This is a genomic window from Serratia sp. BIGb0163 (assembly GCF_024809935.1).
GTDB lineage: Bacteria > Pseudomonadota > Gammaproteobacteria > Enterobacterales > Enterobacteriaceae > Serratia > Serratia quinivorans.
Window position 1 is genome coordinate 1249061 of record NZ_JANUDZ010000001.1, and the last position, 24746, is coordinate 1273806.

20 protein-coding genes are annotated in these 24746 nt (G+C 51.2%); 4 read left to right on the plus strand and 16 right to left on the minus strand.

From position 1 onward, the window contains the following. Positions 1 to 9: 9 nt before the first annotated feature. The 11 genes from M2406_RS06110 to M2406_RS06160 all read right to left on the minus strand — a co-directional run bounded on the left by M2406_RS06110 (position 10) and on the right by M2406_RS06160 (position 14005). Positions 10 to 1674, minus strand: a complete 1665-nt coding sequence (locus M2406_RS06110) for a hypothetical protein (RefSeq protein ID WP_259189268.1) — start codon at positions 1672 to 1674, stop codon at positions 10 to 12. A 9-nt stretch (positions 1675 to 1683) separates the two neighbouring features. Then, entirely contained in the window at positions 1684 to 3519 is a 1836-nt protein-coding gene (locus M2406_RS06115; RefSeq protein ID WP_017892804.1) for a hypothetical protein, read from the minus strand. Positions 3520 to 3585: 66 nt separating this feature from the next. Then, on the minus strand, positions 3586 to 5727 hold the full coding sequence (locus M2406_RS06120) for a hypothetical protein (RefSeq protein ID WP_135344333.1): 2142 nt from the start codon (positions 5725 to 5727) through the stop codon (positions 3586 to 3588). A gap of 21 nt (positions 5728 to 5748) precedes the next feature. Then, positions 5749 to 7173 (minus strand): hypothetical protein, encoded by a 1425-nt coding sequence (locus tag M2406_RS06125; protein WP_259189269.1) that lies wholly within the window; start codon positions 7171 to 7173, stop codon positions 5749 to 5751. Continuing rightward, a complete protein-coding gene (locus M2406_RS06130; RefSeq protein ID WP_259189270.1) occupies positions 7170 to 8921 on the minus strand; it encodes a hypothetical protein in 1752 nt (583 codons plus the stop codon). The genes M2406_RS06125 and M2406_RS06130 overlap by 4 nt, the downstream gene beginning before the upstream one ends. Before the next feature lie 3 nt (positions 8922 to 8924). Further along, positions 8925 to 10526 carry a Hint domain-containing protein gene (locus M2406_RS06135; protein ID WP_259189271.1) on the minus strand — a complete coding sequence of 534 codons (1602 nt, stop codon included), beginning with the start codon at positions 10524 to 10526 and terminating at the stop codon, positions 8925 to 8927. A gap of 89 nt (positions 10527 to 10615) precedes the next feature. Then, entirely contained in the window at positions 10616 to 11140 is a 525-nt protein-coding gene (locus M2406_RS06140) for a hypothetical protein (protein ID WP_041418562.1), read from the minus strand. A 585-nt stretch (positions 11141 to 11725) separates the two neighbouring features. After that, positions 11726 to 11920 carry a ribbon-helix-helix protein, CopG family gene (locus M2406_RS06145; protein WP_012145111.1) on the minus strand — a complete coding sequence of 65 codons (195 nt, stop codon included), beginning with the start codon at positions 11918 to 11920 and terminating at the stop codon, positions 11726 to 11728. Between the two features lie 56 nt (positions 11921 to 11976). Then, positions 11977 to 12765, minus strand: coding sequence for a spermidine synthase (locus tag M2406_RS06150; protein ID WP_259189276.1), 789 nt, complete (start codon positions 12763 to 12765; stop codon positions 11977 to 11979). Positions 12766 to 12801: 36 nt separating this feature from the next. Further along, positions 12802 to 13257, minus strand: a complete 456-nt coding sequence (fabZ, locus tag M2406_RS06155) for a 3-hydroxyacyl-ACP dehydratase FabZ (RefSeq protein ID WP_012145113.1) — start codon at positions 13255 to 13257, stop codon at positions 12802 to 12804. Positions 13258 to 13510: 253 nt separating this feature from the next. Beyond that, entirely contained in the window at positions 13511 to 14005 is a 495-nt protein-coding gene (locus M2406_RS06160; protein ID WP_012145114.1) for a TIGR00645 family protein, read from the minus strand. A 309-nt stretch (positions 14006 to 14314) separates the two neighbouring features. Here M2406_RS06160 and M2406_RS06165 point away from each other — a divergent pair, with 309 nt between their 5' ends. Further along, positions 14315 to 15787 (plus strand): serralysin family metalloprotease, encoded by a 1473-nt coding sequence (locus tag M2406_RS06165; protein ID WP_310473592.1) that lies wholly within the window; start codon positions 14315 to 14317, stop codon positions 15785 to 15787. 44 nt (positions 15788 to 15831) lie between these two features. Here M2406_RS06165 and M2406_RS06170 read toward each other — a convergent pair whose 3' ends face one another. The 4 genes from M2406_RS06170 to M2406_RS06185 all read right to left on the minus strand — a co-directional run bounded on the left by M2406_RS06170 (position 15832) and on the right by M2406_RS06185 (position 19936). Next, the gene (locus tag M2406_RS06170; RefSeq protein WP_259189281.1) at positions 15832 to 17301 is read right to left on the minus strand and encodes an MAC/perforin domain-containing protein; all 1470 of its coding nucleotides are present in this window, start codon (positions 17299 to 17301) and stop codon (positions 15832 to 15834) included. Between the two features lie 535 nt (positions 17302 to 17836). Continuing rightward, on the minus strand, positions 17837 to 18268 hold the full coding sequence (gene arsC / locus M2406_RS06175) for a glutaredoxin-dependent arsenate reductase (RefSeq protein ID WP_115184687.1): 432 nt from the start codon (positions 18266 to 18268) through the stop codon (positions 17837 to 17839). A gap of 12 nt (positions 18269 to 18280) precedes the next feature. Next, the gene (locus M2406_RS06180) at positions 18281 to 19570 is read right to left on the minus strand and encodes an arsenic transporter (RefSeq protein ID WP_259189282.1); all 1290 of its coding nucleotides are present in this window, start codon (positions 19568 to 19570) and stop codon (positions 18281 to 18283) included. A 45-nt stretch (positions 19571 to 19615) separates the two neighbouring features. Continuing rightward, positions 19616 to 19936 carry a transcriptional regulator gene (locus M2406_RS06185; protein ID WP_218216964.1) on the minus strand — a complete coding sequence of 107 codons (321 nt, stop codon included), beginning with the start codon at positions 19934 to 19936 and terminating at the stop codon, positions 19616 to 19618. An 86-nt stretch (positions 19937 to 20022) separates the two neighbouring features. Here M2406_RS06185 and arsH point away from each other — a divergent pair, with 86 nt between their 5' ends. Next, the gene (gene arsH, locus M2406_RS06190) at positions 20023 to 20721 is read left to right on the plus strand and encodes an arsenical resistance protein ArsH (protein WP_112363374.1); all 699 of its coding nucleotides are present in this window, start codon (positions 20023 to 20025) and stop codon (positions 20719 to 20721) included. 44 nt (positions 20722 to 20765) lie between these two features. On the opposite strand, the gene M2406_RS06195 is transcribed toward arsH, so the two are convergent. Next, positions 20766 to 22724 (minus strand): sigma-54-dependent Fis family transcriptional regulator, encoded by a 1959-nt coding sequence (locus tag M2406_RS06195; protein ID WP_259189284.1) that lies wholly within the window; start codon positions 22722 to 22724, stop codon positions 20766 to 20768. 192 nt (positions 22725 to 22916) lie between these two features. Here M2406_RS06195 and M2406_RS06200 point away from each other — a divergent pair, with 192 nt between their 5' ends. Together M2406_RS06200 and M2406_RS06205 are read left to right on the plus strand one after the other, a co-directional pair. Beyond that, positions 22917 to 23933, plus strand: coding sequence for a Gfo/Idh/MocA family oxidoreductase (locus M2406_RS06200; RefSeq protein WP_012145121.1), 1017 nt, complete (start codon positions 22917 to 22919; stop codon positions 23931 to 23933). Further along, positions 23933 to 24712, plus strand: a complete 780-nt coding sequence (locus tag M2406_RS06205; RefSeq protein ID WP_259189286.1) for a TIM barrel protein — start codon at positions 23933 to 23935, stop codon at positions 24710 to 24712. Before M2406_RS06200 ends, M2406_RS06205 begins: the two co-directional genes overlap by 1 nt. Positions 24713 to 24746: the final 34 nt, after the last annotated feature.

The following is a 24746-nucleotide window of genomic DNA, read 5'->3' on the forward strand; positions in this document are numbered from 1 at the left end:
GTCAATAACCTATGCCACGGCAGGAATAACAATGGCCGGCGGATTCTCGCTGCCATCATGCGTGACGCTGTCACCACCGACCAGCAGATAAGTGATTTTGTAATCGACCGTCCAGGGCTGCTCGGTCAGACAGCGATACTTAAAGGTCTGTTCCTCGGTTTTATCCGGATTAAACGAGTATTTCTTGATTTTTCGGCTCTTTTTGTCGTCCAGGTAGGTCAGTTCGACGATCACCTGATTGTAATTCTCCCAGGAGAATTTTCGGTCGAGGAAGATGGAGATCTCGTTGAAGGTCAGCACCGCGCCGGGATCCAAATTCAGCAGGGTCGAAGCCGAGACCGACCGCGGCTGGTAGCTGCTGCTGCCTTCCCAGCCGGTGGTGGCGGCAGACTTGAAGGCATACTCGCTGTGGATCACAAAGCGTTCATTGATATCCGGGCTGCGGGAGATGACCTTGCCCCATTTCTCATCATCAGCCGTGAACGCCTCGGTCGGCGTATAAATCTGTTTGTTATATTCGATTTTGAAGGTAGCGGCCTTAATGCCGTATTCGGCAAAACCGTCCGGCCCCAGCACGGTAAAGTCGATTTTCTGGAAGAAGGGATCGTTAACGTTAACTTCAATAAAATAAGGCGGCTCTTTTTTGGCACGCAGAATGTCGCTGCCGATAAAGTTTTGCGGCACCGCCGACTGACTGAGGGCTTTTGATGAGGTGTAGTTGAAGTTCAGGCTTTTGGTTTCTTCGATGCGCACCAGTTTTATTTCCAGCGAGGCGCTGGGGAACAGCCCGCCTTTGCCGCCTTCTTCGCCGTCTTCTTTGCCACTGGCGAGCAGAGATTCCAGGATGGAGTCGCTGGCTGATTTGGCCTGGGTATTGCTGTCATCATTGGGTTTGAGCGATGCGGTGAAGAAGCTTTTCAGGATCTCCTCTTTGACAAACTGCAGCGCCCATTCTTTCTCTTTGGCTTCCTCCTCGCTCGGCATGCTCTCGGTGACCTTGATGATCAACTTCTGATCCTGCTGCAGTTTTTTGATTACGCTGTCAAAGCCCAGCCAAAAACTGGCCGGGGTTTCCACCGGGATCGGGATATTGGCGCCAAATTTAACATCGAACTCTTTGTAGATGCTTTCAAACTTGGCCTCGACTTCAACTTTTAACGCCGGGGTGATACCGGTAAAGCTGAGGTTATAGGCCACGGCCGCCGGTGCCTGCGCCTGGTTAAAGGCCGCCTCCAGGATCACCGCCTGCTGTGGCGTCAGTTTGGCGCTGAAAATGGCGCTATTGTTGCCAAACAGGCTGGGGCACTGCGCGCTGATCAACTCACCGTTGGCATTGCTGCCGACGTCAAGCACGAAGAAATTTACCGTACCTTTGTCATACGGCACCTGAGCCTTGCGGGCGGTTTTCGGGTCAACTTTGAGTTTACGCAGGTATTCGTTAAATGCGGCGTCCAGCTCGGCAGCATCGATCGAGGTATTGACCTCGAAGTTGATGTAACCCCCTTGCTGACCGCTGCCGTCGCCGGTGTATTTGATCAATGAAAAAACGGGTTTCCCGTCTTTTTCTGCGATATGGATATCACCGGGCAAATACCAGAACTGCCTGTCATCGGAGTCGTCGGCAAAGAAGGTGATGTTGTTGATTGTGGCAGTTCTTGCTCTGAGTAATAACATGATGGTTCCTTAAATGAGGTTGGCGATATCGATATCGTCTTGAACGGTTGCGGTTTGGACGTAATCGGGCTTATCCCCGCCTTGGTCCGGTTGGTAGGTAAACCAAATCTCCAGATCGACACTACGTCGTTCGGGGTCGATTTGGTCGGCACTAAAACGCTGAGGGGCGGCATCGGCTGCGGTAAACTGAAAAATTTGCTGCAGAGGTGGGGCGTCATCGCCGGGCAAATAGGCATAATTGGCAGAAACCAGCACCGACGCCACCTGTTGCCAGTCCATGTTGGCGGCAATCATCAACACCCGCTGGTGATACAGGCTGGAGACCAGGTACACATCCTGGCTGGTCGGCTCGTTTAACAGCACAGAGATATGGGGCGAGTTAACGGCGCTGCTGTATTCCTTGGTGACGTCAAACAAATACTGATCCGGGTTGGGCAGCATCACCGGGTAGCTGTCCTGCTGCGTTGTCTGGCTAATCTGAAAGCTTTTCGTCAGGCTGGCTACCGGCTGCCCAATATGGCGGCAGCGCAGGGTGACCAACACCGACTGGTACCAACGCCAGTCGAACAGGCTGGCGGCCTCAATGACAAAATCGTAGCGGCCGTAGACCGACTCAATATCCAGATAAACATCGTTCAGTTCGGTTTGCATTACGCTGGAACTGACCGATCTCACGCCGCCCACGGCCTGATTGAGATAGACGGTGAAGCTGTATTCGACCGGCCACAGCATTTTGCCGGTTTCAGGATCGGTAATACTCGGTGACCTGAATAACTTCGGCCCGATATCGCCCAGGCGAAAGGTGTATTGCTTGCTGTCCGAGCCATAGCGCAGGCGCACCATGACCAATTGGACGTTAACGTCCAGCTCGTCTGACAGCAGGCTGACCCGAACTTCACGGTGAGCGAAAAAGTCATCCTGCAGGTCACTTTGGCTGATCACCCGGTCGGCCTGATAGTCGGTGCCGGCGACCAGTTCGGCAAACAGTGCCTGCGGATAAAGCGAACGTTTGACCACCGTGGTTTCGCTCAGCTTGCCGCTTAAACGCCGCTGATCAATATCTTCTACCGACAGTCTTTGCAGATAAAAACCGGCCCTGGGCTTGTCTTGCTGCGGCACTTCGGCAAACACCGGGGTAAAGAACTCGCCGGTCAGGATCTGCGTCAACTCGGCCACCGCCTGCTTGAAGTGCCCATCGGGGTCGGTGTCCCTGACTTTGATAGTCACCACTTTCTTGCTGATTAATTGCGATGAGGTTTCCTCGATATCGACGGAAAAAATCAGCAGATTGAAACCGACCGACTGTTGCAGAAATTGATAAACCTGATCCCAACGGGCTTCCAGCTCAAAGGTGGCTGGCGGCAACTGCAGCAGATAGTCAATTTTGTAGCTGATGGTGATGGGCGCAGTGGCGGGGGTCGCCATCAGGCTGGCCAGCAGAGCGATATCCGCGTCAGCCGGTAATTTGGCCAACAGATAACAGTTTTGTTGGTCGCTCAGTGAGGTCTTGCTGGTTTGGCCATCGATAAAGCCGGGAATGTTCAGCGTGGCGCTGCAAGCGATCGCCTGCATGGGTAATAACACCGCGTCGCGCGGCATGTCGGGGCTGGCCGCTGCCGCCACCCGTGCCGCCTCGGGGCTGCTGGTTAACTGGGTTTGCAACGACAGCATGGCATAGTAAACCGTGGCCGGTTGGCTGCTGTTCCTGAATATCTGTAGCTGGACTGCCGGTTGGTCACCGTTAATAACGCTAATGCCCGGCGCGGCCGCGCAATAATAATAAATGGGCCTGTCCGGGTCGGCCCGGATAAAACAGATGTTTTGCACTACGACCTGAGTGTTCATAGCGACCATCCCATTTGATGAAGGTGATCCAGGGCAAAGAAGCTTTGCCCTGGGGGGCTCAACGCATCAGAAAGTCACCACCACAATGGTGCTGGTTCCTGTCACTTCCTTCTCAACGGTTTTTTCCTGGTTATCTTCGCCGTAATACACCGTAGCGATGTAATGGATCTCCACCTTGTTGTCTTTTTCAGCCTGCATCAGATTGAAGGTCAGATACTGGGTGAGGGATTTAGAATCAAACTCGGTCAGGGCAAGGGATTGGGATTGCGTAAAGTCCCATTTCGGGTAATACACCACCATTTCATAGGTGATCAGCGTGATCTCCTTCTGGCTTGGCTTGAAGATAATGGTGTACTTCTGCGCTTTCGGCAGGGCATTGGCGACCAGGATCTGGTGGCCACGGATCAGCCCATAACCCGGTAGCTGCGGGCTGGTCTCAACGCCGTCGGGGATGTAGGTCAGGCTGTCACCATCCAGGGCATAGTAATCGGTGGAGAAATAAATCGGCTTATCCACATCAACACCAATCGGGTAAATAAAGGGGTGAGGAGGCGTCGACTCACTGACTACCTGGCTGTCGGTTTTGATTTTGACGCCCTTATCCGGATCGGAATATTGCGTTTTGATCACCACCTGGCTGAAGACTTTCCATCCCATAGGATCGAGCAGCGTGGAAATGTCGGCATAAACGATGCCGCATTCGGCCACGTTGATGGAGATAACCAAATCCTGATCGCTCTGAAGTTCGCCAGAGTGATAGGGCTTGGCCTGCATACCGGTGAAATTGACGGTGTAGGAGTATTTAAATGCCCGTCCCAGCTCGGGGTTGATAAACCATTTGCCGGTTTTCTTCGGTTCGCTGTCGCCAGGGGAAAACTGCAGAGTGCTCTGATTGTCTTTGTCGTAGATGGCGGTCACCACGATATTGGCCACGTTGTACTTCGCCAGATCCTGAGTGACAAAAAACTCGGGCTGAATGTACTGATAGAAAGGATCGTTGAGATCGTACTCTTTAAAGTAATCTTTCAGATTCTCTTCGCCGACGATGGATTGGATAGACGGCAACTGGGTCTGAGGGGCGATGGAGAAAGAGACTACCGAGTTCTCCTCATAGACGCGGGTAAAACTTTTGGTTTCGCTGAGGCTGGATTTGAATTTATCAAAGCCGTCGGCGTCGTTAAGCAATTCGAGGCTCATGTCCAGCCCGGTTTGGCTACTCAAAATCTGCTCTACCTGTTTTTGCCCCCAGGCGGTTAGCCCCTCTTTCCATTTGAGGTATTGGTCCTCGGTCATGCCCATTTCTTCGTAAGAGAGCCCGGTCTGAACATCGACCTTGATCGCGCCTTTTTCGATATATTCGCGTTCAATCTTTTTCTCATCGGCCGACCAGGTGTGGTAGGTGATGTTTTGTGTCACCGATTTGGTGATTTCACTGTCGTAGCTGACCGTAACTTTGGCCGCCGGCAGAGAAGCATCCAGACTGAAATCGAAGCGAATGCCTACGCTGGAGTTGGTATCGGTGCCTTTCAAAACCTGTTCGAACAGGGTGGCGCCTTCGCCTGTGAGTGAAAGGCTGAAAACGGTGTTGTTATCCCCCAGGCCTGATGGCGACACCGTGGTGGGGATTTGGCGATAGAATTTCTCGTTGCTGTCCAGAATCAATGACGCATGTGCCGAGGTGAGTCTTGGGACTTCCAGCTTGATTTCTATTGGCGTCAATTCAGGCACGAATTGGTCATTGCCTTGGTTGCTGTCATATAACGCGACAAATCTGGCAGCCTGATCGTCATTTAAACCGGTATTGCGCAACGCGGTATCCATGGCTGTTTTTTTGGTCGCATTTTCAGGGTCGGCCACCGAGGCCTGCTCGGCTTGAACATACTTGACGATCAGGGTGGATTTGGCGATCAGCGGATCTTTAAGCTTGCCGAGCAACTCGATGCTGATCTTTTTCTTCATCTCCGAATCAGGCTGCGGCAGCATCACGGTAAATTGCGCATAGCCGCCCTGGGTGTCTTCACTACGATACTTGTAGAACATGAAATAGGGGCTTTTGGTATCCCTGGCGACAAACACCGGGATCTCCGGCACCACATAGTAAATATTCTTATCAATGCTGTCGCCATAACAGGTAAAGGCATATTCCTTAATACCCAGATACTTATCCGTGGCGATCTTGACCGATTGCTGCAAAGCGGTGGTTAACATAGGGCGTTCCTCTTGTTTATGTCACTTGTTGTATTGCAGTTTGACGGGGCTGGCGCTGGCCTGTAGTGGGCCAGAGTCGTAGGTTTTGGGGAATATCGAGTCGAGTTTGCCTTGCCATTGGTAGTCAACGCGGCCGTTTAACCCGCTGGCATGGGCATTAATCCACCAGTTGGCCTGCCACTGCTGGGCGGTAAACGAAAAGCTGAAGTTTTGTTTTTTTGCCTGACCTGCCGGCTGATAAGTGGCGGTGCCGCTAATTGACTTAAATTTTGCCTTCAGTTGTTCGGCCTCGAACAGCAGGCTATAGAAACCCAGGTCTTGCGGGGTGAGCGCCAGGGTGTCTTGCCAGCCGTGTTGGCTTTCATAGCTGGTGTAATCGGAAAACGTCACTTTGAGGGTGATAACGCTGACCTCCTCTGTGGTTTTCAAGGTGACCGGGGGGAAGCTGGGCCATTGCATCGGCGTTTGCGACTGGGCATAACGCAGCTCGATCGACATGATGTTAAAACTCTTGGGGTTGAACCCCAGACTCACCACGCATTCGCGGTGTTTTATCGGCTTATCCGGCCGGGTAGGTTCGGGCAACGGCGTCGGCGTAAAAGTGATAATGCCGTCGGCGGGCAGTTGGCCAAGCAAGGCGGCAATATCCTGCTGCTGGACCAGCAAATAGCGTTGCGGCACGCTATTGCTGTAGCTGACGTCGTAGCTGATCTTGCTGGGGATCTCATCGATGGAATGGATGTTACGCAGCGTATTACTGACCAGTAGCGCTGCGGTATTCACCAGTGCGTTTCTGACCAGGTCGCGGGTCTGTTGCGAAGGATCGTTATCGAACTGTTCCAGCAGGGTTATGACCCCGGCGTCGATCTGCTGATTAAGCAAAACGGCGATAACTTCCGGTTGCCGCGCCTGTTGGTTAAAGGCCAGGGTTAAAAAAGCCACCCAGTCGGTTTCCAACCTGGCTGCAACGCGGCTGCTAACGCTAAACCGGCTGTGGGTCACCAGATAAACCTGGCTCTTTGCTCCGCGAATGGCGTTGTCCAGCAGACCGGCTTCGGCATGGGTCAGCGGCATTTTTGACTGTTCGAATTCGACGTTATAACTGCCGGACTCCGGCTGGTGGACAAAGCGCAGAAACAGCGACTGGCGAATGTCGCCCTGTTGCAGCGCTATTTTTCCCGGCGCCGGGATGAAATGCTGGCGGATATAGGCTTCAATCGCCGCGGTATCCACCGGCAGATTGGGCGCGATAAAGGTCGCCAGACCGCCACCGGGGCTGGTCAGCAAATGCAGCGCGCTGACCTTACCGTCCAGCACCACCTGCGGAGTAAAACTGCCGTAGGTGTAGCACTCCGACGGTTGCGTCTGGTCGTGGAAAGCGAAGGCTCGACCAAGCAGGAAAAAGTTCTGTAGCGTTTGTTGAGGGTTCAAATCTTCAGCGTTCATTTTTCACCTTTGATATCAATCGTTTGATCGCCGGTCACATATGCCGACCATTGGCCCGAAGGGGTCTGGTAGCGGAATCCGCAGGCAAAGATAGAAGTGACAGTCCACGAGTAATCGAAACTGTTTTGTTGGTGGGTGAAGGTATGCTCCGTAGTGCGGTCGGTGTTCTGGGGTTGAAAGAGCACCGTGGCTTTGAGCATTTCAGTGGGCAGAATGACGGTGATCCGCGCTCGCTGTGAGCCAAACTGCGGGAAGCTGTAAGCCCCGATGGTGGTGGGCTGGGTAATCGGCATCGGCAGCGGCACGACGCCGCTGCCGGCAAGCTGATAGGCGGTTGCTTCGGCATAGGTTTCATCACCGAGGATCGGGCAACTGAAGTAGGGTGCGGCGGCGGTTAAGGCCAAATCCTGCTGCCAGCCGGCAGAATGATAAAGCCCGCCAATTCGGCTTTCCCGGGCAAAACCCGGATCAATATTGATGGTCAGGAACTGGCAGGGTAACGCGGCGTAATCGAGCACCAGAGCCTGTTGTTCGCACGATTGTCGTTCACCGTACAGGATGCGCCAGCCACCCTCCTGCGGATAATTAACCCGTATTTGGTAGAAGAAGGGTTCGGTCTCCAGTGAGCTGGTATAAAAACGGAAGGTCAACCGGCTCTGGTCGGGGCGCAGCAACTGAGTTTGGCTTTGTTCCAACGGGTAAATATCTCCCGCCGGCACGATAAGCTGGATATCGATAGAAACATTGCTTTTCAACCCCAGCGGGAAGGCGTAGAAAACGTCTGTCTCCCGTTCACCCTGTGGAATTGGCGGGGCGGTAGTGCGGTGAATAATGCTGTCGGGCGAGACCCTGGCGATTTGCTGTGCGGCGGCAAAAGGATCCAGAATAAAGCACAGCGGGCGCTGGCTCAGCACCACCGAGTCGAGTTTAAAGATCACCCGGCCGCCTTGCGCCGGTACCCGCAGGGCGATCATCGCCGTATTGCTGGAGGCGGGGCCTGCGTAGGGCGAACCCAGCGAATTATAGAGCCGATCGAGCAATGTCTGGCTGAAAAGCAGAGTCTCCTCGGGATGATTCTCCGGCAAGGGGGGACTGATTTGCAGCGGCAGCCGCGCGAGATTTTGATAGATATATTGCGTCAGCAGGTCATAGTCAAACGCTACCCGGTCATCGTCAACCAGATGCGTGCCTTTGGCCCCGTCGGCCAGCACCAGCATCAGCGCGCGGGGATCAAACTCGACGGAATACGCCATGCGCGGCGATACCCCCTCAACAAAGCCGTCCAGCCGGGCATTAAAGCCGATGGTATCGTCGAGCAGGGTTTTCTCAATCAGTTGGGTGCTGGCCGAGTTCAGCAAAATAATAAACTGGATACACTGAGCCGAATACCAGGTGGCGTCATAGCTTTGTCCGCGCAGGTCACTGTGATACTCAATAGGGACGTCAAACCCCAGGCTGCCTGGTAATACGGGTAACACCTTCACCGCTTTATCTGGGTGTTGCTGCTTGAAATTCACCAGGCTTTGGCCTGCGGCATACTGCAGTTCGGTAGTGAAATTCAGCCAGCCGTAAATGCTGTCGGTGCTGGGGCTGCGAACAATATCCAGCGAGAAAGCCAGTGGTTCCGCGACCAGAATGCTGACGGAGTCCGGGTATAAGAAATAGCTATCATTCTGTTGATAGGTAGCGATAAACCTAAGCCGATCGCTAATGATAATCTGCTGAAAATCCGGGTAGCCCTGATACATGAGTTATTTACCCGCCGCGTTGAGATGGTTTTGATAATCCTGATGCCATTCTTTTGGCAGTTTGCTCAGGATATTCACCGGACGCTGGTAATATTCGTCCTCATAGATACGCTGCATCTGGAGGTCACCGACCAATATACCGTTGGCATACAGGGTGTTGTCATCGTACAGACCTTTATCAACGGGCGCTTCAGCCGTCAGCTGCAGGTTATATACCTTCAGTTCTCCTTGCTGTTGCTCAATGCTTATAATTTCGCACTCACCCTCCAGGGTGATTAATTTAGAGGTGTGATTCAATTCGCGAGCAATCACTACACCGGCTGAGGTAATAAAAGGGTGGCCAAGGCTGCTGGTGATGGTTCTTATTTTACCCTTGCTGTTCTGGGTGGTTATTTCGATGAAATTGCGCTCCAGACCATTAGTGATAGCTTCAATTCTGAGCGGGATATTGTTTCTCGATAATACGTATTCGCCGATAGCCAGGTCGGAAATTGATTTTTCACCACCGTCCTGCATCAGAATTCTTGTGTTTTCAGCCAGGCAGCCATAAACAATACGCATGGGTTTTAATAGCTCAGTATTTAAGAAGCGCTGGTCTGGCTCAAGGCTTTTAGGTGCGTTGGTGATAAAGGTTGCAATGCTTTTTCCATCGACATTGAGAATGACTTTGAATACATAATAAATCCACTCGCCGGAGTCAAAGTCAACCTGATTGAACCTGAGCCAGTCCAGATCCCAGGAGATATTGTCACCAATGATTCGGGTGTTGGCCGAGTTGAAAATATTGTAGTTACCGAAAGGGGTGACAGGATCGCCGCCGGCACGAGTCCGTATCAAATAAATGGTATTGCTGGCTTTAACAGGCTGACCACCGTTGAGCTCAATTTGCCCCAGGTAGGTAATATTGCCTTTAATAGGCACCCTGACCGAACCGTCATAATTATTACGGTAGTCACAGTCGGCCTCATCGCGGGTCAGGCAGATCTTGATTTCATTTGGATTAATAAGACTCCGCGGTGACTCATTATAGATATTTTTTGGATAACTCTGGCTGGTAATGATCTCTGCCCCGTACACCGTCTGGTTACCGATAGTCTGTGCAAAGGTATAAATCACCGTGACCGGATAATCTGCAGCAATCTGGCTACCCGGATAAACCCCATCGGCACTCAGGGCGCAGTCTGCGGCGTAGACATAGGCCTGGTTGTAGTTAACCGGCCCTACATTGGCGGCTTCGCCGTCAAACAGCCCAAGGGTCTGCGTTACGTTTGTCGCCGAGACAGGCAGGGAACCTATGGCATTGGCACGATAATTTCGACCGTCGGTAGAGTCCAGCCGGACAATGCTGTATACCGGTTGAGCAGAGCCATTACCGGCATCGCTCAACCGGCCGGCACTGAGTTTAAGCCGTTTTGCCTGTTGCCAGCATTGAGTAAACTGCGGAGTATTACCCGGGGTAAGACCGGCAAGTTTTAATTGAATATCGTAAAAACTGACCAGCAAGGGATCGCCGGGTTCAATAATAAACAGGCCGGCATTGCTATATTTGCTGATGACATTTTTAACAATAGTCTTCTCATCTGACGTATAACCTTGAGTGATCATAATATCAGTACCCAATAAGTTTCAGACATAAACGTGCGCAAGCGATGGTGGCAATGAACCAAACCATAGCTAATTAAGCGGTTAATGATTTATTTACAGGTTTCTTTGCAATAAGCGTAAATGGCGCTCAGGGTATCCGAACCGAGATATTCTTCGAATTGAGTATCGGTAGGTTCTATATGGGGATCCAACGTCATGGCATACAGTTCTTGAGCAAACATATCTTTAGTGGCAGAAGGTTTGTTTTTAAAATAGGCTTTTAGTTTTCCTTTGCTAACTTTGCGTATCCAGGCGAATTCGCCACCAAGCTTCACTGTTCCGTTGAAGGTAAATACCTTGCTGGTATAGAAAGTAATATCATTGGGGAAAACTTTATAGCGAACGACTTGTTCAACTTCGATATTGTGCAGGGTCTCTTCCCAGGTTTCTCTTTTAATTACGTTTAAGGCAAAGTTCTTGCCATCGACCGGGCCGTCTTTTGCATCAGCAGTTCCGCCAAATAACATCGGACAACCTCTGGCAAAACCTTCATTTTTCAAACCTAATAGAATAAAGTCATCATTCCCAACAGCAGCCGGATTGCTGTCAAGAATGACGTATTTTTTAATGGGCATGATCTGATCCTTATACATTTGTGAGTATAAAAATAGAATTTACTTTTCGGGTCGGGAGCGATGAATTACTCAACTTCAACAATAGCAATGGCGACTAAAAAATCAACTGACACTTAAAAATAAATGAAGTATTTTTTTGTTGCGATCGAGATAATCAAGCAAATCACGGCGTTAACAAAACCATGGAAAAATTATTTAAAGAATCAAATAAACAACAGCCAATTGTATTTATTTTGTTAATGGAACTTATAAAACAAAACAAATCAATGAATTGCACATAGAGGTTATGTGGGTTGGGAAGGTATTGTTAAAATAGGTCATATCATTAGCTGTGAAATTAGTTTACCAGTAGGAATTTCTTTAATCATAAAGGTTGTGAATAACTAATTAAACAGTTGAAATAGTCATCATAATAGTTAGGTAATGATATTTATACCTTGCTAATGATATGAAGGGGCGCTGATTTGCCAAAGTGCTCGCAAGATGGGCGCCGGTGAACACTCCAGAATCGTTGCCATCAGATATCACTCATGCCTGGCATTACTGTAGCGATGACAGATGGCGCGAGTCTTGCGCCATCTGACTTCAGGCATTATCCACACGCGGATTGGAATGCGTCGGCTGGCTCGGATATTCCACCTGGTGTTTGTGCAGATAGTCACGTATCAGCTGGCGGATCACCTGGGAGGGGGTGACGTCCTGTTGCAAACACAGCTCTTCCAACGCTTTTTTCTTGTCAGGATCAATGAGTACGGTCAGGCGCGCCGTTTTCTTTTCCATGATGGTGACTCCAGAGAATAATAATCAAATGATAATAGTGAAATGACCATGCCGACTTAGCTAAAGTGCAAGCGTTCAATCTTGCGTGACAGGTAGCCGAGGTCACAGTTAAAACTCGGCCCGACTTCGGCACTAAGGCGACGCAGCAGATTTAGCGGCGTCTCGATTTCAGCTAATGCGGCATAGATAATCACGTTGCCGCTGGGGGCAACACAATACAACACGCTGTTAAACACCCGGTGCAAACTGTGGTACAGCAGTGAATCTTCATCGGGCACTTCATGGTAGTTCAGCACCAACCAACCTTGTGGTGAAAGCCGTCCGGCACACCGCTGAAGAAAGCTTTGCGTACCCTGTTGCGGATCCATGCTGAAGGCGCTGTAGAGATCGGAAAAAATCAGATCATACTGCCGGGTTATGGGGGCACGTAAAAAGTCGCCCGCGTCAGCAACGCGCAAGATAACCGTCTCGTCGCTGGGCAAGGTGAAATAACTTTGCGCAACAGAGACCACCGCTTCGCGCAGTTCCACCACTTCCAGCAGCATATTGGGGTCATAGGCATGTAATGCCCGTACCAGACCGCCGCCGCCCAATCCCAGGATCAGCACCGCCGAAGGTGGTTGCCAGGCCACGGCCATCAGCATGGTTTTGATGTAGTTGTGAACCGGAACCTGTGGCGCATCGATGCACATTTTGCTTTGTTCGCAAATACCGTCAAAACGCAGGGTTCGGTAGCCCTTGTGGTCAGAGACAATAATTTCACCGCAGTGGTCTTGCTCGCGAGCAATCACCTGACCGCGAGGAGAAAAATCCAGGCTATTGAGCAATTTATCAACCATAGACATAGTTATTTCTTTAAGCCTCCATCAAAAACGGCGGTTCTACTTACGAGCGCACATAAACTCGGCGGTACAGATGCGGCGGCCATTTACCGTAGCACGACCGGTAAAGCGGGCAAGGCCGGAGCGCTGTCGGACAAAGGCGACATCCATGCGAAGCTGATCGCCAGGCCGGGCCGAGCGATAGAAGCGAGCGTGATGAATGGCGGCAAAATAGTAATGTTCGCCGGGTAATAGCGGGCTGAGAAAGTAATGCGCCAACAAGCCGGTGGTTTGTGCCAGTGCCTCCACCATTAATATGCCGGGAAACACCGTGGTCTGGTGGTGGCCAGTCCAGAAGGTCGGTTCGTTGGCAGTGATATTTTTGATGGCACTTAAGCGGCCTTCGGCAACGGAGGTGCCGTCAGGCAGAATGCGGTCAACCAGCAGACAGGGGAAGCGGTGCGGCAGGATAGATTGAACATCCTGAAACTGTAGTGGTTTACCATTGAGCGGCATGATTGATTAGGGTCCTGTCAGCGGGACAAAGCTCAGCTTGTGCCGGCATCTGTGCCTGTCGAAGTGTAATAACATTATAATGTTATTATCATTGGATGCACCAAGTGAAATTGAGCAGATGAGTGGATAAAAATCAAATGGTGACGGTGTCACTAAAAGGAGAGGTTTAAAATGCGACTCAATTCATTGATTAATAGCAGGTTTAAACAGGGGAGTGGTTAGCCGTCAGCAGAGGGTGACGGCTAACGGAGGATCATTTTTTATCGCGCGTCAGTTTATCGAGGTAGCCCATCACAAAGGCGGAAAGCACAAAGGTGAGGTGGATGATCACATACCACATCAGCTTATTGTCCGGCACGTTTTTGGCATCCATAAACACCCGCAGCAGATGGATGGAAGAGATGGCGACAATTGACGCGGCCACTTTGCTCTTCAACGATGTGGAGTCCATTTTGCCCAACCAGCTCAACTTTTCTTTGTCGTCGCTGATATCCAGTTGCGAAACAAAGTTCTCGTAGCCAGAGAACATCACCATTACCAGAAGTCCGCCTACCAGCGCCATATCGATCAACGACAGCAGCGTCAGAACCAAATCCGCCTCGGCTATGGCGAAAATGTTCGGCAGAACATGGATGATCTCCTGGAAGAATTTTATCGACAGCGCCAGCAAGGCCAGCGACAGGCCGAAGTAAACCGGGGCAAGTAGCCAGCGAGAGGCGTACATGGCATTTTCTAGAAAGCGTTCCATAGTCAACTGAGTTCGTTACAAAAAGTGGGCCACAGTATAGCGCAACAGGCCCGGCAAATGGCAAGCGGACTTGGCTCGATTGAGGGGAGCAGCCCTGGATTATCACTGGTCGGTGTCATTGGGTTATTCACCCTGATAATTAGATATTTGAAAGATGATTACTCCGCCATAAATTATTTTGTCAAAATATATTGAGGTATCTGAAAATCATACTAGCATTTAAATGCTGCGATATGATGTTGCGGTAATTCTATATATCGAAATTTTATTTCTATATAACGGAAATGAATTAACCTACTGGAGATGGATATGGACAATTCCCTAAATGGAAAGACCAGCGGTTGGGATGATGTTAATGATTTGCTGAATTATCATAATAGAGGAAATGGTTTAACCCTCAATAATAAGCCTTCTTTTGGTGTGGAAGAGGCTGGCAAGCAAATAGCGCGTAGTGAGCAGACCTGGAATGGCATTCATGTGACCGGCAAAGGTGCCACCGTCACTTATTCGTTCCCTGACTGGGATTATAATCAGAGTAATTTAAACTTCCGATTTGGATCCAATAATCAAGATACCGGCCTTAGCGCCTTTACCGCAGAGCAAAAGGCCCAGGCCAAGCTTTCGCTGCAATCCTGGGCTGATGTAGCTAACCTTACGTTTGTTGAAGTTGCCCCGGATCAAAAGTCCAATATTACCTTCGGAAATTATGAGGGTTCCGGCCAGGCTTATGCAATTAAGCCATTCAGCGGGGCGGGTAACGACTATCGAGGGCATAATACCGATGGTCAAAGCTGGTTCAACATCAATTACGATTACGCGGATCCCCGGGATGGGGTTTACGCCAATCTGCACCCGGAGTTGGGTAACTATGGCCGTTTGAGCATCACCCATGAACTGGGGCATACGTTGGGACTGGATCATCCAGGAAAATATAATGCCGATGCAAACAATCCACCCAACTACAGCATGGCGAATTACGCCGAGGATACGCGCCAATTCAGCGTAATGAGCTATTGGGATGAGTCCCTTACCGGTGGTGATAACGGCGGTCATTTCGCCGCCGCGCCGCTGGTTGACGATATTGCCGCTATTCAATATCTCTATGGCGCCAATACCACTACGCGCACCGGGGATACGGTGTACGGGTTCAATTCTAATACCGGAAGGGATTTCTACACGCTGACGGACAGTAACCAGAAGCTGGTGTTCTCTGTCTGGGATGCCGGCGGCAATGATACGCTTGATTTCTCGGGCTATACGCAAAACCAACGCATCAATCTGACGGAAGGCTCTTTCTCTGACGTCGGCGGGTTGAAGGGCAACGTTTCCATCGCCGTTGGTGCTGTGATTGAAAATGCCATTGGTGGTTCAGGTAATGATGTGATTGTCGGCAATGATGCGGCCAATATTATCCATGGTGGTGCGGGTAATGACGTTATCTACGGTGGCGGCGGGCAGGATCAGTTATTCGGTGGCAGCGGTAAAGATATCTTTGTTTTCTCTGCGGTGAGTGATTCGTCGTTCAAATCACCGGATAAAATCCTGGACTTTGAAACCGGCATCGACAAAATCGATCTGTCCTTCTTTAATCATGGCGACAATGGCGCAGGCTTTATTCATTTCGTCGACTCGTTTAGCGGGCAGGCGGGGGAGGCATTGCTAACCTATGACTCACAAAGTAATTTAAGTGAGTTGGCGCTAAATATAAATGGCCAGGCGGCTCCGGATTTCCTGGTTAATATTGTCGGGCAAGCAAATACTGCCACTGACTTTATTGTTTAAATCAGTCACGGTGGGTTATACCCACCGTTTTTAACGCTCTTTTATTATTCTGTACCACCTTGGTAAGTACAGAGGTAAACAAAGTCACCGCCTGCTCCAGCATTAAGGTCACCGCTAATTTGTTTATATCCATATGGGGTTGGGACGTACTCATTTTTTCCATATACAGCGGTGATTTTATTAATTACATCGGACGACGTTGGTTCTCCCTTTTTGTATGAAAGGTAGACAAATTCCCCGCCAGCACCGCTATTCAAATCAACATCAATTTTTATATATCCAGGCGCTGGCATCTGGCTACCATAGAGCACTTGGATATCAACAATCGGCTGTTTGCCATTTACTGGCGTGAACTGCGCTTCATGATAGCAAAGATAGACATATTTACCCCCAGCATCAGAATTAAGATCAATCGGAACTTTAGTGTATCCGACTGGAGCAGGGATATCTGAGTTGTCACCCAGGACAAATGTCAGCTCGTCGATGTAGTTTGCTCTGAGACTGGCAACGGCCATCTGCGATTTTGACCATGTATTATCGTAATATTTTTTTAATGCATCGGCTTTTGTCTTGTCTTCACACAATAGCCATACAGGCATTAACGAGGTTTGGTCTATGAACTTGGTCAACACCGGCATACTGGAAATAGACTGTATCCAATTTTTTAAATTATCGTCACTACTACCTTGCGAGTTATTTTTAAAAACAAGCGCCCCTAAAGAAGGGCTACCGCCTAGAATATCATATGTGTAACTACCGCTTTCGCTGAAACTATCGAAGGCTTCTGAATACTTAAGTTTGTCTTCGACGCTAAGTTGTGATGTTAGTTGTTCGTATTTAGCCTGAACAATCGTACTCATCTCAAATTTTTGGGTAAGTGTTAACTTGTTTGCTGAGGCGGATACGTGAGCTTTCCCGCCCATAACACCACTCATTAGAACATGGCTGCCATAAACGTTGAATACAGTGGCTATTGAATCTTTACTTTCTGGATTTATTGCATTAATCAGTTTTATAAAATCATCTGAAACATAGTTTTGCAACCTTGCAATATCGGCTGGGATACTAATTGACCACAAATCAAATGACTGCTGACATCGACTAAACTCATTTTCTGACTTTCTCAATGAACTGTCGCTAAATTCATTTGTGGCTGAGGCACTAAAAAAGCCATAGTTACCACTTACTTTAATACTGTTAGCCAATTCAGTTAAATAACTTTGGAGCGATTTCCCCGTTACCGATGCGTAAGACTGGTTACTGAGCCATACCGCCTGAAGCACATCAGGTAATTGATATTGCTGGCCGTTCATAGTAATTTCGTGAAACTGAGATTTTGACCAGTCGAGAATAGGATGCAGGACAGCAGAAGCATCTGCATAGGCTAAAAATGGATTGTAGCCACAACCAATAATACCTACACCGGGTAAAGTATCGCTCGGGAGAGGGACAGCATTAACACGAGTAAAAGATGAGCTAAACAAACCTTCAACCTTGGATGATTCAATTTTCATTTTAAATCCTCTTAATGCTTGGTTAAACTCATGAAAAATCTAATTTAAAATTATTTTCGTTGAAAAGTTAACGTTATATTTCACCTCCGGGTTTATTTGTGAAAATTAAAAATATATAGGATGGTAACTTCATCTTCCTTTGATTTTTAATTTATACGGTGGTGTATTTAAGGTGGTAAATTCAAAGGCATGCCACACGTTTGGCACAACCAATAATTGGTTGCTTCAATTAATTAATCTATTTTCAACAAACGAAGGGATGATTTATTTTCGAATGTGTTTTGTGTGACATCTAATTAATAGCAAAGGCTAGGCTTTTCACAATATTATTTTAAGATCGTTAAGATCGAATTCCCTGATGATATATATATATGCGCGGATTATAACGAATTATGGCTGATGAATAATATACCTTCTGATAGCGTCATAGCTCCCGCCGCAGGCGGTTATGCCTTAACTTTTAACCCCTTTATTATCCAGCGTGCCGTAAAACCCCGTCCTTTTGGGGGGCAGTTCATTTAGGACGGGGAGGATGTCAATCTGGCTTGATTCTATTGCCTGCCTGGTCGGTTACCTTTTCACCGTCTTCTTTGGTGAATGCGGTTTGTTGCGGATCTGGAAGGATCTCCAACACCACTTCGGAAGGACGACACAATCGGGTTCCCATGGGGGTGACGACGATGGGGCGGTTGATCAGGATCGGATACTGAAGCATAAATTCAATCAGCTGCTCGTCAGTCAATACTCCATTATCCAGGCCAAGCTGCTCATAGGGTTCAACGTTTTTGCGCAGCAACGCACGGACGCTAATTCCCATATCCGCAATAAGGTGAACCAGTTCATCATGCGATGGTGGTGTGTCGAGATAATAAATAATCGTCGGTTCGTTACCGCTGTTGCGGATCATCTCCAGCGTGTTACGTGAGGTGCCGCAGGCCGGGTTGTGATAGATGACAATGTTGCTCATATCAGTATCTCATTAGAAAGTAACGGAGAGCCGCAACGCCAGCGCGGCCAGAGTGACAAACAGAACGGGCAGGGTCATGACGATGCCGGTACGGAAGTAATATCCCCAGGTGATCGTCATATTTTTTTGTGAAAGCACATGGAGCCACAGCAGTGTGGCGAGGCTGCCAATAGGCGTGATTTTTGGACCTAAATCGCAGCCTATGATGTTGGCATAAACCATCGCCTCTTTGATGACACCGGAGGCCGTGCTGCCGTCAATCGACAATGCGCCAATCAGTACGGTAGGCATATTATTCATGACCGACGACAGCAATGCCGTCAGGAAGCCGGTGCCCAATGTTGCAGCCCATAGTCCTTTATCTGCCAGTATATTGAGAACACCGGAAAGGTAATCTGTCAGCCCAGCATTCCGCAGTCCGTAGACCACCAGGTACATCCCCAGCGAGAAGACAACGATCTGCCAGGGTGCCCCTCGCAACACTTTCCCGGTATTAATGGCATGGCCTCTTTTTGCTACGGCAAACAGGACGACAGCGCCAGCTGCGGCAATGGCACTGACGGGGAGCCCTAACGGTTCAAGAACGAAAAAACCCACCAGCAGCAGCACAAGGACGATCCAGCCGGCTTTAAACGTTGCCGGATCTTTAATGGCGCTGGCAGGTGTTTTCAATAGCGCTACGTCGTAGGTCGCCGGGATATCCTTGCGGAAAAACAGGTGCAGCATGACCAGCGTAGCGGCAATAGCGGCAATATCTACGGGGATCATCACCGATGCGTATTGCGTAAAACCGAGCTGGAAAAAGTCAGCAGAGACAATATTCACCAGGTTTGAAACGATTAGCGGCAAACTGGCCGTATCCGCGATAAATCCGGCTGCCATCACGAAGGCCAGCGTTGTTCCTTGGCTGAAACCCAGCGCGAGCAACATGGCAATGACGATTGGCGTCAGGATAAGCGCTGCGCCATCGTTGGCGAACAAGGCGGCGACCGTCGCACCCAGCAATATAATCCAGGTGAAAAGCAAACGTCCTCGTCCATGGCCCCAGCGGGAAACATGCAATGCGGCCCATTCAAAGAAGCCCGACTCGTCGAGCAGCAGGCTGATGATGATCACCGCGATAAAGGTTGCCGTGGCATTCCAGACGATATTCCAGACGACAGGAATGTCATCAAGGTGGATAACACCACAGACCAATGCCAGCACGGCACCTATACTCGCACTCCAGCCAATGCTGAGACCTCTGGGCTGCCAGATGACCAGAATCAGCGTCAGTAAAAAGAGACTCCCTGCCAGTAACATATCAGACTCCGTTATATATGATTAAAGCAATGTGTTTCCTATGGCTTAACAGGAGGATGTCGCTGATTTTGCCAGCCATCCGCGAACATCTTCACGCAGGCACTGCCAGGATGCCGTGATGGTCTCTGCCGCCCAGGCAGGGATATGTGGCGAGAGTCGATAGTGGATCCATTTCCCCTCACGGCGATCAATGACCAGCCCTGCATTGCGTAGTATCGCCATGTGGCGGGATATTTTAGGCTGTGACTCCGAAGTGGCCCCGCAGATATCACAAACGCATAACTCCCCCGACTCTCTGAGAAGCATAATGATGGCCAGTCGAGTTTCATCCGACAAAATTTTGAAAAGCTGAACGGGTTGTAGCATTTTGGACCTCAATGCGCTTAAATTTCACATATGTTAATTCATATATGTTGGCATTTGAATCACCATGTGCAAAATGAGGAAAAAAAGTGGAGAAATTTCCAGCCCTGAACGCTGAGTGCTTTGATAATAAAATTGCCGAGCGTCTGCCTCTGCAAGAGCCACCGCGTATCCTGATCCTGTATGGTTCGGTAAGAGAACGCTCATACAGCCGCTTTGCTGCTGAGGAAGCGGGTCGCCTGCTGAGCGCGTTGGGGGCTGAAGTCAAAACCTTTAATCCATCGGGTCTGCCGCTGCCTGACGATGCGCCAGAAACGCATCCGAAAGTCGCTGAGCTGCGCGAACTGGTCAGATGGTGTGATGGTATGGTCTGGAGTTCTCCAGAGAGACATGGTGCGATGAGTTCAGTGATGAAGGCCCAAATTGACTGGATCCCGTTAAGCGAAGGCGCTGTTCGCCCATCCCAGGGGAAAACATTGGCAGTGATGCAGGTCTGTGGTGGTTCGCAGTCATTCAACGCCGTGAATCAGATGCGCATTCTTGGCCGATGGATGCGGATGTTCACTATTCCCAACCAATCCTCAGTGGCGAAAGCCTGGCAGGAGTTTGATGATAACGGGCGGATGAAACCCTCTTCCTGGTACGATCGCATCGTCGATGTCACTGAGGAGTTGTTCAAAATAACCCTGCTGCTGAAGGGGCAGGCTGACTATCTTGCAGACAGATACAGTGAGCGGAAGGAAAGCCATCAGGAGTTGTCCGCACGCGTTAATCAGACAAAAATATAACCGGGTCTGATGCCTGAGCGTAAAACGGCCTATCTCCAGAGCACTCAGGGGCGCAAAAGCGTCAAATCGATCTGCCACTTATTGATTTTGTTGTACAGCGTGGTGCGCGACAGCCCTAGCATCTGGGCGGCCTGCCTCAAATTGCCGCCGTTGGTTTCAATGACCTGAATGATATGTATGCGCTCATGGTCTTCCATCCGGCTGGAGGGGAGCGGGGCCGGTTCAGGCGCAATGCGGCGGATATCCTCGGGCAGGTCGCCTAGATCAATCAGTAATCCTTCACACAGGTTTACCATCCGCTCCACCAGGTTTTCCAGTTCGCGCACGTTGCCCGGCCAATGCCAGGCGTTGAGGCAGGCCATCGCCGTTGGCGAAACCTGCGGTGGGACTTTTTTCATCCGCGCACTAAGCTTGTGAATAAAGCCGTTGACCAGACCGGCGATGTCGTCCCGGCGTTCACGCAGCGGCGGAACCGGGATCGAGAGCACGTTCAAACGGTAATAGAGATCGCGACGAAACGCGCCTGTCTCCACCGCCTGCACCAGGTCGCAATGGGTGGCGGCAATGATGCGCACATTCACTTTTACCGGCTGCGCCGCACCAATGCGCAACACTTCACTTTCCTGCAGTACGCGCAGCAGGCTGGTTTGGGCTTCCAGCGGCATTTCACCAATTTCATCCAGCAGTAGGGTGCCCCCGTCCGCCAGTTCGAACTTGCCGGCGGCTCCCCCTCGGCGCGAACCGGTAAAGGCACCGTCCACATAACCAAACAGCTCGCTCTGCACCAAATCACGCGGTAAGGCACCGCAGTTGACGGCGACAAAGGGTTCGTTACAACGTCCACCAGCATTGTGGATTGCCTGGGCGAACAGCTCCTTGCCGGTGCCGCTTTCGCCGGTCAACAGTACCGTGCTGTCACTGCGACTGCAGGTGCGCGCCTGCATGATCGCCTCGCGCATACGGCTGGAGTGGCCATATATCATCTCAAAGGTATAGCTGGCGCTAACCCCCATGACGCGGCGGGTAATGGCACGGATGCGCTGATTCTCACGCACTGAAAGCACCCGACCGTCATCCGGCGCAGGCATCAATGAAATGACGCAGGAGAGGGCCGGTTTACCGGCTGGCATAAACACCATTTCACGATCGTTACAAAATGGCATGGTCAGCAGCGAGCCGGACTGCGGGCGCAGTAGCTCATCGATTGATTTGTTGCCCGGCTCCAGACCGTCAAAAATCTGGCGCGCATAGCGATTAACGGTTTTCAGGCGACCCTGGCGATCGCAAACCATCACGCCTTCATTCAGGGTTTCCAGAATGGACTGCTGTTCTGCCAGGAGTTGCTGCAGCTTGAGCTGTTGACCGACGGCCTCCGCCGCTGCCTGCACGGTGCCCAGCGTGTGGGCATTGAAATTATCCGGCGTAGCGGTGAGGGTCAGCACGCCAATCATCACTCCCTCGGCGTTACGTACCGGTGCGGCGGCACACTGGCGATGACGCTGGCGCAGCCCCATCTTCCAGTTTTCGCCGCTTAACACATACACCAGTCGCTGTTCCAGCAGGCAGCGTGCGGTGCAATTGGTGCCCTGAACCTCTTCACGCAGAATACTGCCGACCGGCGTCATGTCCGCACCGCAGTAGTGAAGGGTAACGCCGTGGGCATCGGTCAGATTGATATGGCCGTCGGGATTATAGGCCAACAGATTTTCCATGATGCTGCGTGCCACGCTAATCAGCCCGGCGTTGTGCAACAGGATGGCCTGTAGTTGTTCTGCCGGCGGTGCGTGATAGACAAACTCATCAGGATCAATACCGTACTCACGCGAGCGCCGCCAGGATTGCAGGATTGACTTGCGTATCCAGCCCGGCTGACTCCCTTCGTTAAATGCCTGCCAGCCTTGCCAAAACAGGCTGTCCCATTCACCGGCCTCCGGCCCTTCCGGCAGGCTGAAGATCGGATCGCTCTCATCTTTGATTGGCAGCAGGTCTGCGGCGGTAGGCATCGGCAACTCCACTTTGGAATGTAATGTCCATTTTATTGGCATGTGAAATTTACATGTCAACTTAGTTGTCACTTTGTTATGGCTATCTGTGCAACGCCTCACAAATTCCCCGCGTTTTAAGCTGGCATCCCCTTTGCAATACCCTCAGTGAAATTGTTGCCCGCAAGGGCGTTACCCACATGAGGAATCACGATGAGCCATTTACCCCAAACCCTGCGTGTTGGTCTGATTGGTGCCGGACGAATGGGCAGTTTCCATGCAGAGTCTCTGGCGCGGCGTGTGCCGGGCGCGGTACTGGCCGCGGTGGCCGATCCGTTACCAGGGGCCGCGCAGCGGCTGGCGGAACGTCTGGGCGTCAAGGCCCATAGCGATCTGCAGGCGATGCTGGATGACCCGGCCATTGATGCCGTAGTCATCGCTTCTCCGGCGCGCACCCATGCGCAGTGGGTGATAGCGGCAGCCAGGGCGGGTAAACACGTCTTCTGTGAAAAACCGATGGCCGTCACGCTGGAGGAGGCAGACTGCGCCATCGCCGCCGCCAATCAGGCGGGTGTGGTGCTACAGGTGGGGTTTAACCGCCGTTTTGTCAGCGGTTTCGCAGCGGCCATTGCCGCCGTCAAGTCGGGCGAAAATGGCACCACCCAGTTGTCCCGCTCGGTCACCCGCGACCCGCAGTTGCGCGATCCGGCGCCGATCCCGGCGTGGACCATCTTTCTGGAAACCCTGATCCATGATTTTGACACCTTGCTGCACTTCAACCCCGGAGCCAGGCCGGTAGAGATTTACGCCCTGGCGGATGCGCTGGTGCGTCCGGACTTCAAGGACAAGGGGTTGCTGGACACCGCAGTAGTCACTATTCGCTTTGATAACGGCGCTATCGCGACGGCCGAGGCTAATTTCCAGGCGGTCTACGGCTATGACGTACGCGGTGAAGTGTTTGGCAGTAAAGGCATGTTGCAGGCGGGCAATATCAATTTGAATAACTGCGTGCGTTATCACGCCGGGGGCATCGCCATCGAGACTTCGCGCCAGGATACCGATCTGCTGCATGACGCCTATGTGGCGGAGCTGACCGAATTCGCCCAATGCATTCAGCAAGGACAAAAGCCTCGGGCGACGGGGCAGGATGCGCGCAATGCCCTGGAAATCGCACTGGCCTGTATTTCGTCGGTACAGCAGGGCAAACCGATCAGGTTGGGGGAACAATAATGGCGAGTTTTCAACTGTCCGTTTGCGCCGAAATGGTGTTTCTCGACCTGCCGTTTGCAGAACGTGTAGCGCGTATTGATGCGCTGGGTTTCGGCGTCGAAATCTGGAACTGGGCCAATAAAGACCTTGATGCTTTGGTGGCTACCGGAGCGTGCTTGACTTCGATGACCGGCTATCTCAGCGGCAATCTGACCGACGAAGAGGAAATCGCTCAACTGTTGCAAAGCGCCGAGCAGTCGCTGGCGGTGGCGCAACGCTTGAACTGCCCGAGCCTGAATCTGCACGGTACCGGCCTGGACTCGCAAGGGCTGCCGGTGAAACCGGTGGCGGTGGTGACGGGCGCAATGTGGCTGAAGGCGGCCAATACGCTGACCCGGCTGGCAGAAATGGCAGAGCGCGTGGGGAAGGTTTTCACGCTGGAAAACCTCAACCTGCCGCTAGATCACCCGGGTACGCCTTTTGCCAAAGCCGACGACACTTTGGCTTTGGTGGAGGCGGTTAATCGACCGGGGTTGAAGATGAACCTCGATCTTTACCATGCGCAAATTGGCGAGGGCAACCTGATTGAGTTGATGCGCCGCTGCGGCCCGGCAATCGGTGAAATTCAGGTGGCGGACGTGCCGGGGCGAAAACAACCCGGTACCGGCGAAATCAACTACCGCGCCATTGCCCGCGCGTTGGATGAAATGGACTATCAGGGGGTGGTGGCGATGGAAGGCTGGGCATCCGGTGACAGCACCGAGGCGCTGCACCAGTTCCGCGACCATTTCACCCTATAAACCACAACAAACCGGGTATTGGCCTGTTGCCCGG

Bases quoted from the DNA above. Each gene is read 5' to 3' on its own strand.
- M2406_RS06110 (WP_259189268.1), bottom strand. From the start codon at position 1,674: ATGTTATTACTCAGAGCAAGAACTGCCACAATCAACAACATCACCTTC.
- M2406_RS06115 (WP_017892804.1), bottom strand. From the start codon at position 3,519: ATGAACACTCAGGTCGTAGTGCAAAACATCTGTTTTATCCGGGCCGAC.
- M2406_RS06120 (WP_135344333.1), bottom strand. From the start codon at position 5,727: ATGTTAACCACCGCTTTGCAGCAATCGGTCAAGATCGCCACGGATAAG.
- M2406_RS06125 (WP_259189269.1), bottom strand. From the start codon at position 7,173: ATGAACGCTGAAGATTTGAACCCTCAACAAACGCTACAGAACTTTTTC.
- M2406_RS06130 (WP_259189270.1), bottom strand. From the start codon at position 8,921: ATGTATCAGGGCTACCCGGATTTTCAGCAGATTATCATTAGCGATCGG.
- M2406_RS06135 (WP_259189271.1), bottom strand. From the start codon at position 10,526: ATGATCACTCAAGGTTATACGTCAGATGAGAAGACTATTGTTAAAAAT.
- M2406_RS06140 (WP_041418562.1), bottom strand. From the start codon at position 11,140: ATGCCCATTAAAAAATACGTCATTCTTGACAGCAATCCGGCTGCTGTT.
- M2406_RS06145 (WP_012145111.1), bottom strand. From the start codon at position 11,920: ATGGAAAAGAAAACGGCGCGCCTGACCGTACTCATTGATCCTGACAAG.
- M2406_RS06150 (WP_259189276.1), bottom strand. From the start codon at position 12,765: ATGTCTATGGTTGATAAATTGCTCAATAGCCTGGATTTTTCTCCTCGC.
- fabZ (WP_012145113.1), bottom strand. From the start codon at position 13,257: ATGCCGCTCAATGGTAAACCACTACAGTTTCAGGATGTTCAATCTATC.
- M2406_RS06160 (WP_012145114.1), bottom strand. From the start codon at position 14,005: ATGGAACGCTTTCTAGAAAATGCCATGTACGCCTCTCGCTGGCTACTT.
- M2406_RS06165 (WP_310473592.1), top strand. From the start codon at position 14,315: ATGGACAATTCCCTAAATGGAAAGACCAGCGGTTGGGATGATGTTAAT.
- M2406_RS06170 (WP_259189281.1), bottom strand. From the start codon at position 17,301: ATGAAAATTGAATCATCCAAGGTTGAAGGTTTGTTTAGCTCATCTTTT.
- arsC (WP_115184687.1), bottom strand. From the start codon at position 18,268: ATGAGCAACATTGTCATCTATCACAACCCGGCCTGCGGCACCTCACGT.
- M2406_RS06180 (WP_259189282.1), bottom strand. From the start codon at position 19,570: ATGTTACTGGCAGGGAGTCTCTTTTTACTGACGCTGATTCTGGTCATC.
- M2406_RS06185 (WP_218216964.1), bottom strand. From the start codon at position 19,936: ATGCTACAACCCGTTCAGCTTTTCAAAATTTTGTCGGATGAAACTCGA.
- M2406_RS06195 (WP_259189284.1), bottom strand. From the start codon at position 22,724: ATGCCTACCGCCGCAGACCTGCTGCCAATCAAAGATGAGAGCGATCCG.
- M2406_RS06200 (WP_012145121.1), top strand. From the start codon at position 22,917: ATGAGCCATTTACCCCAAACCCTGCGTGTTGGTCTGATTGGTGCCGGA.
- M2406_RS06205 (WP_259189286.1), top strand. From the start codon at position 23,933: ATGGCGAGTTTTCAACTGTCCGTTTGCGCCGAAATGGTGTTTCTCGAC.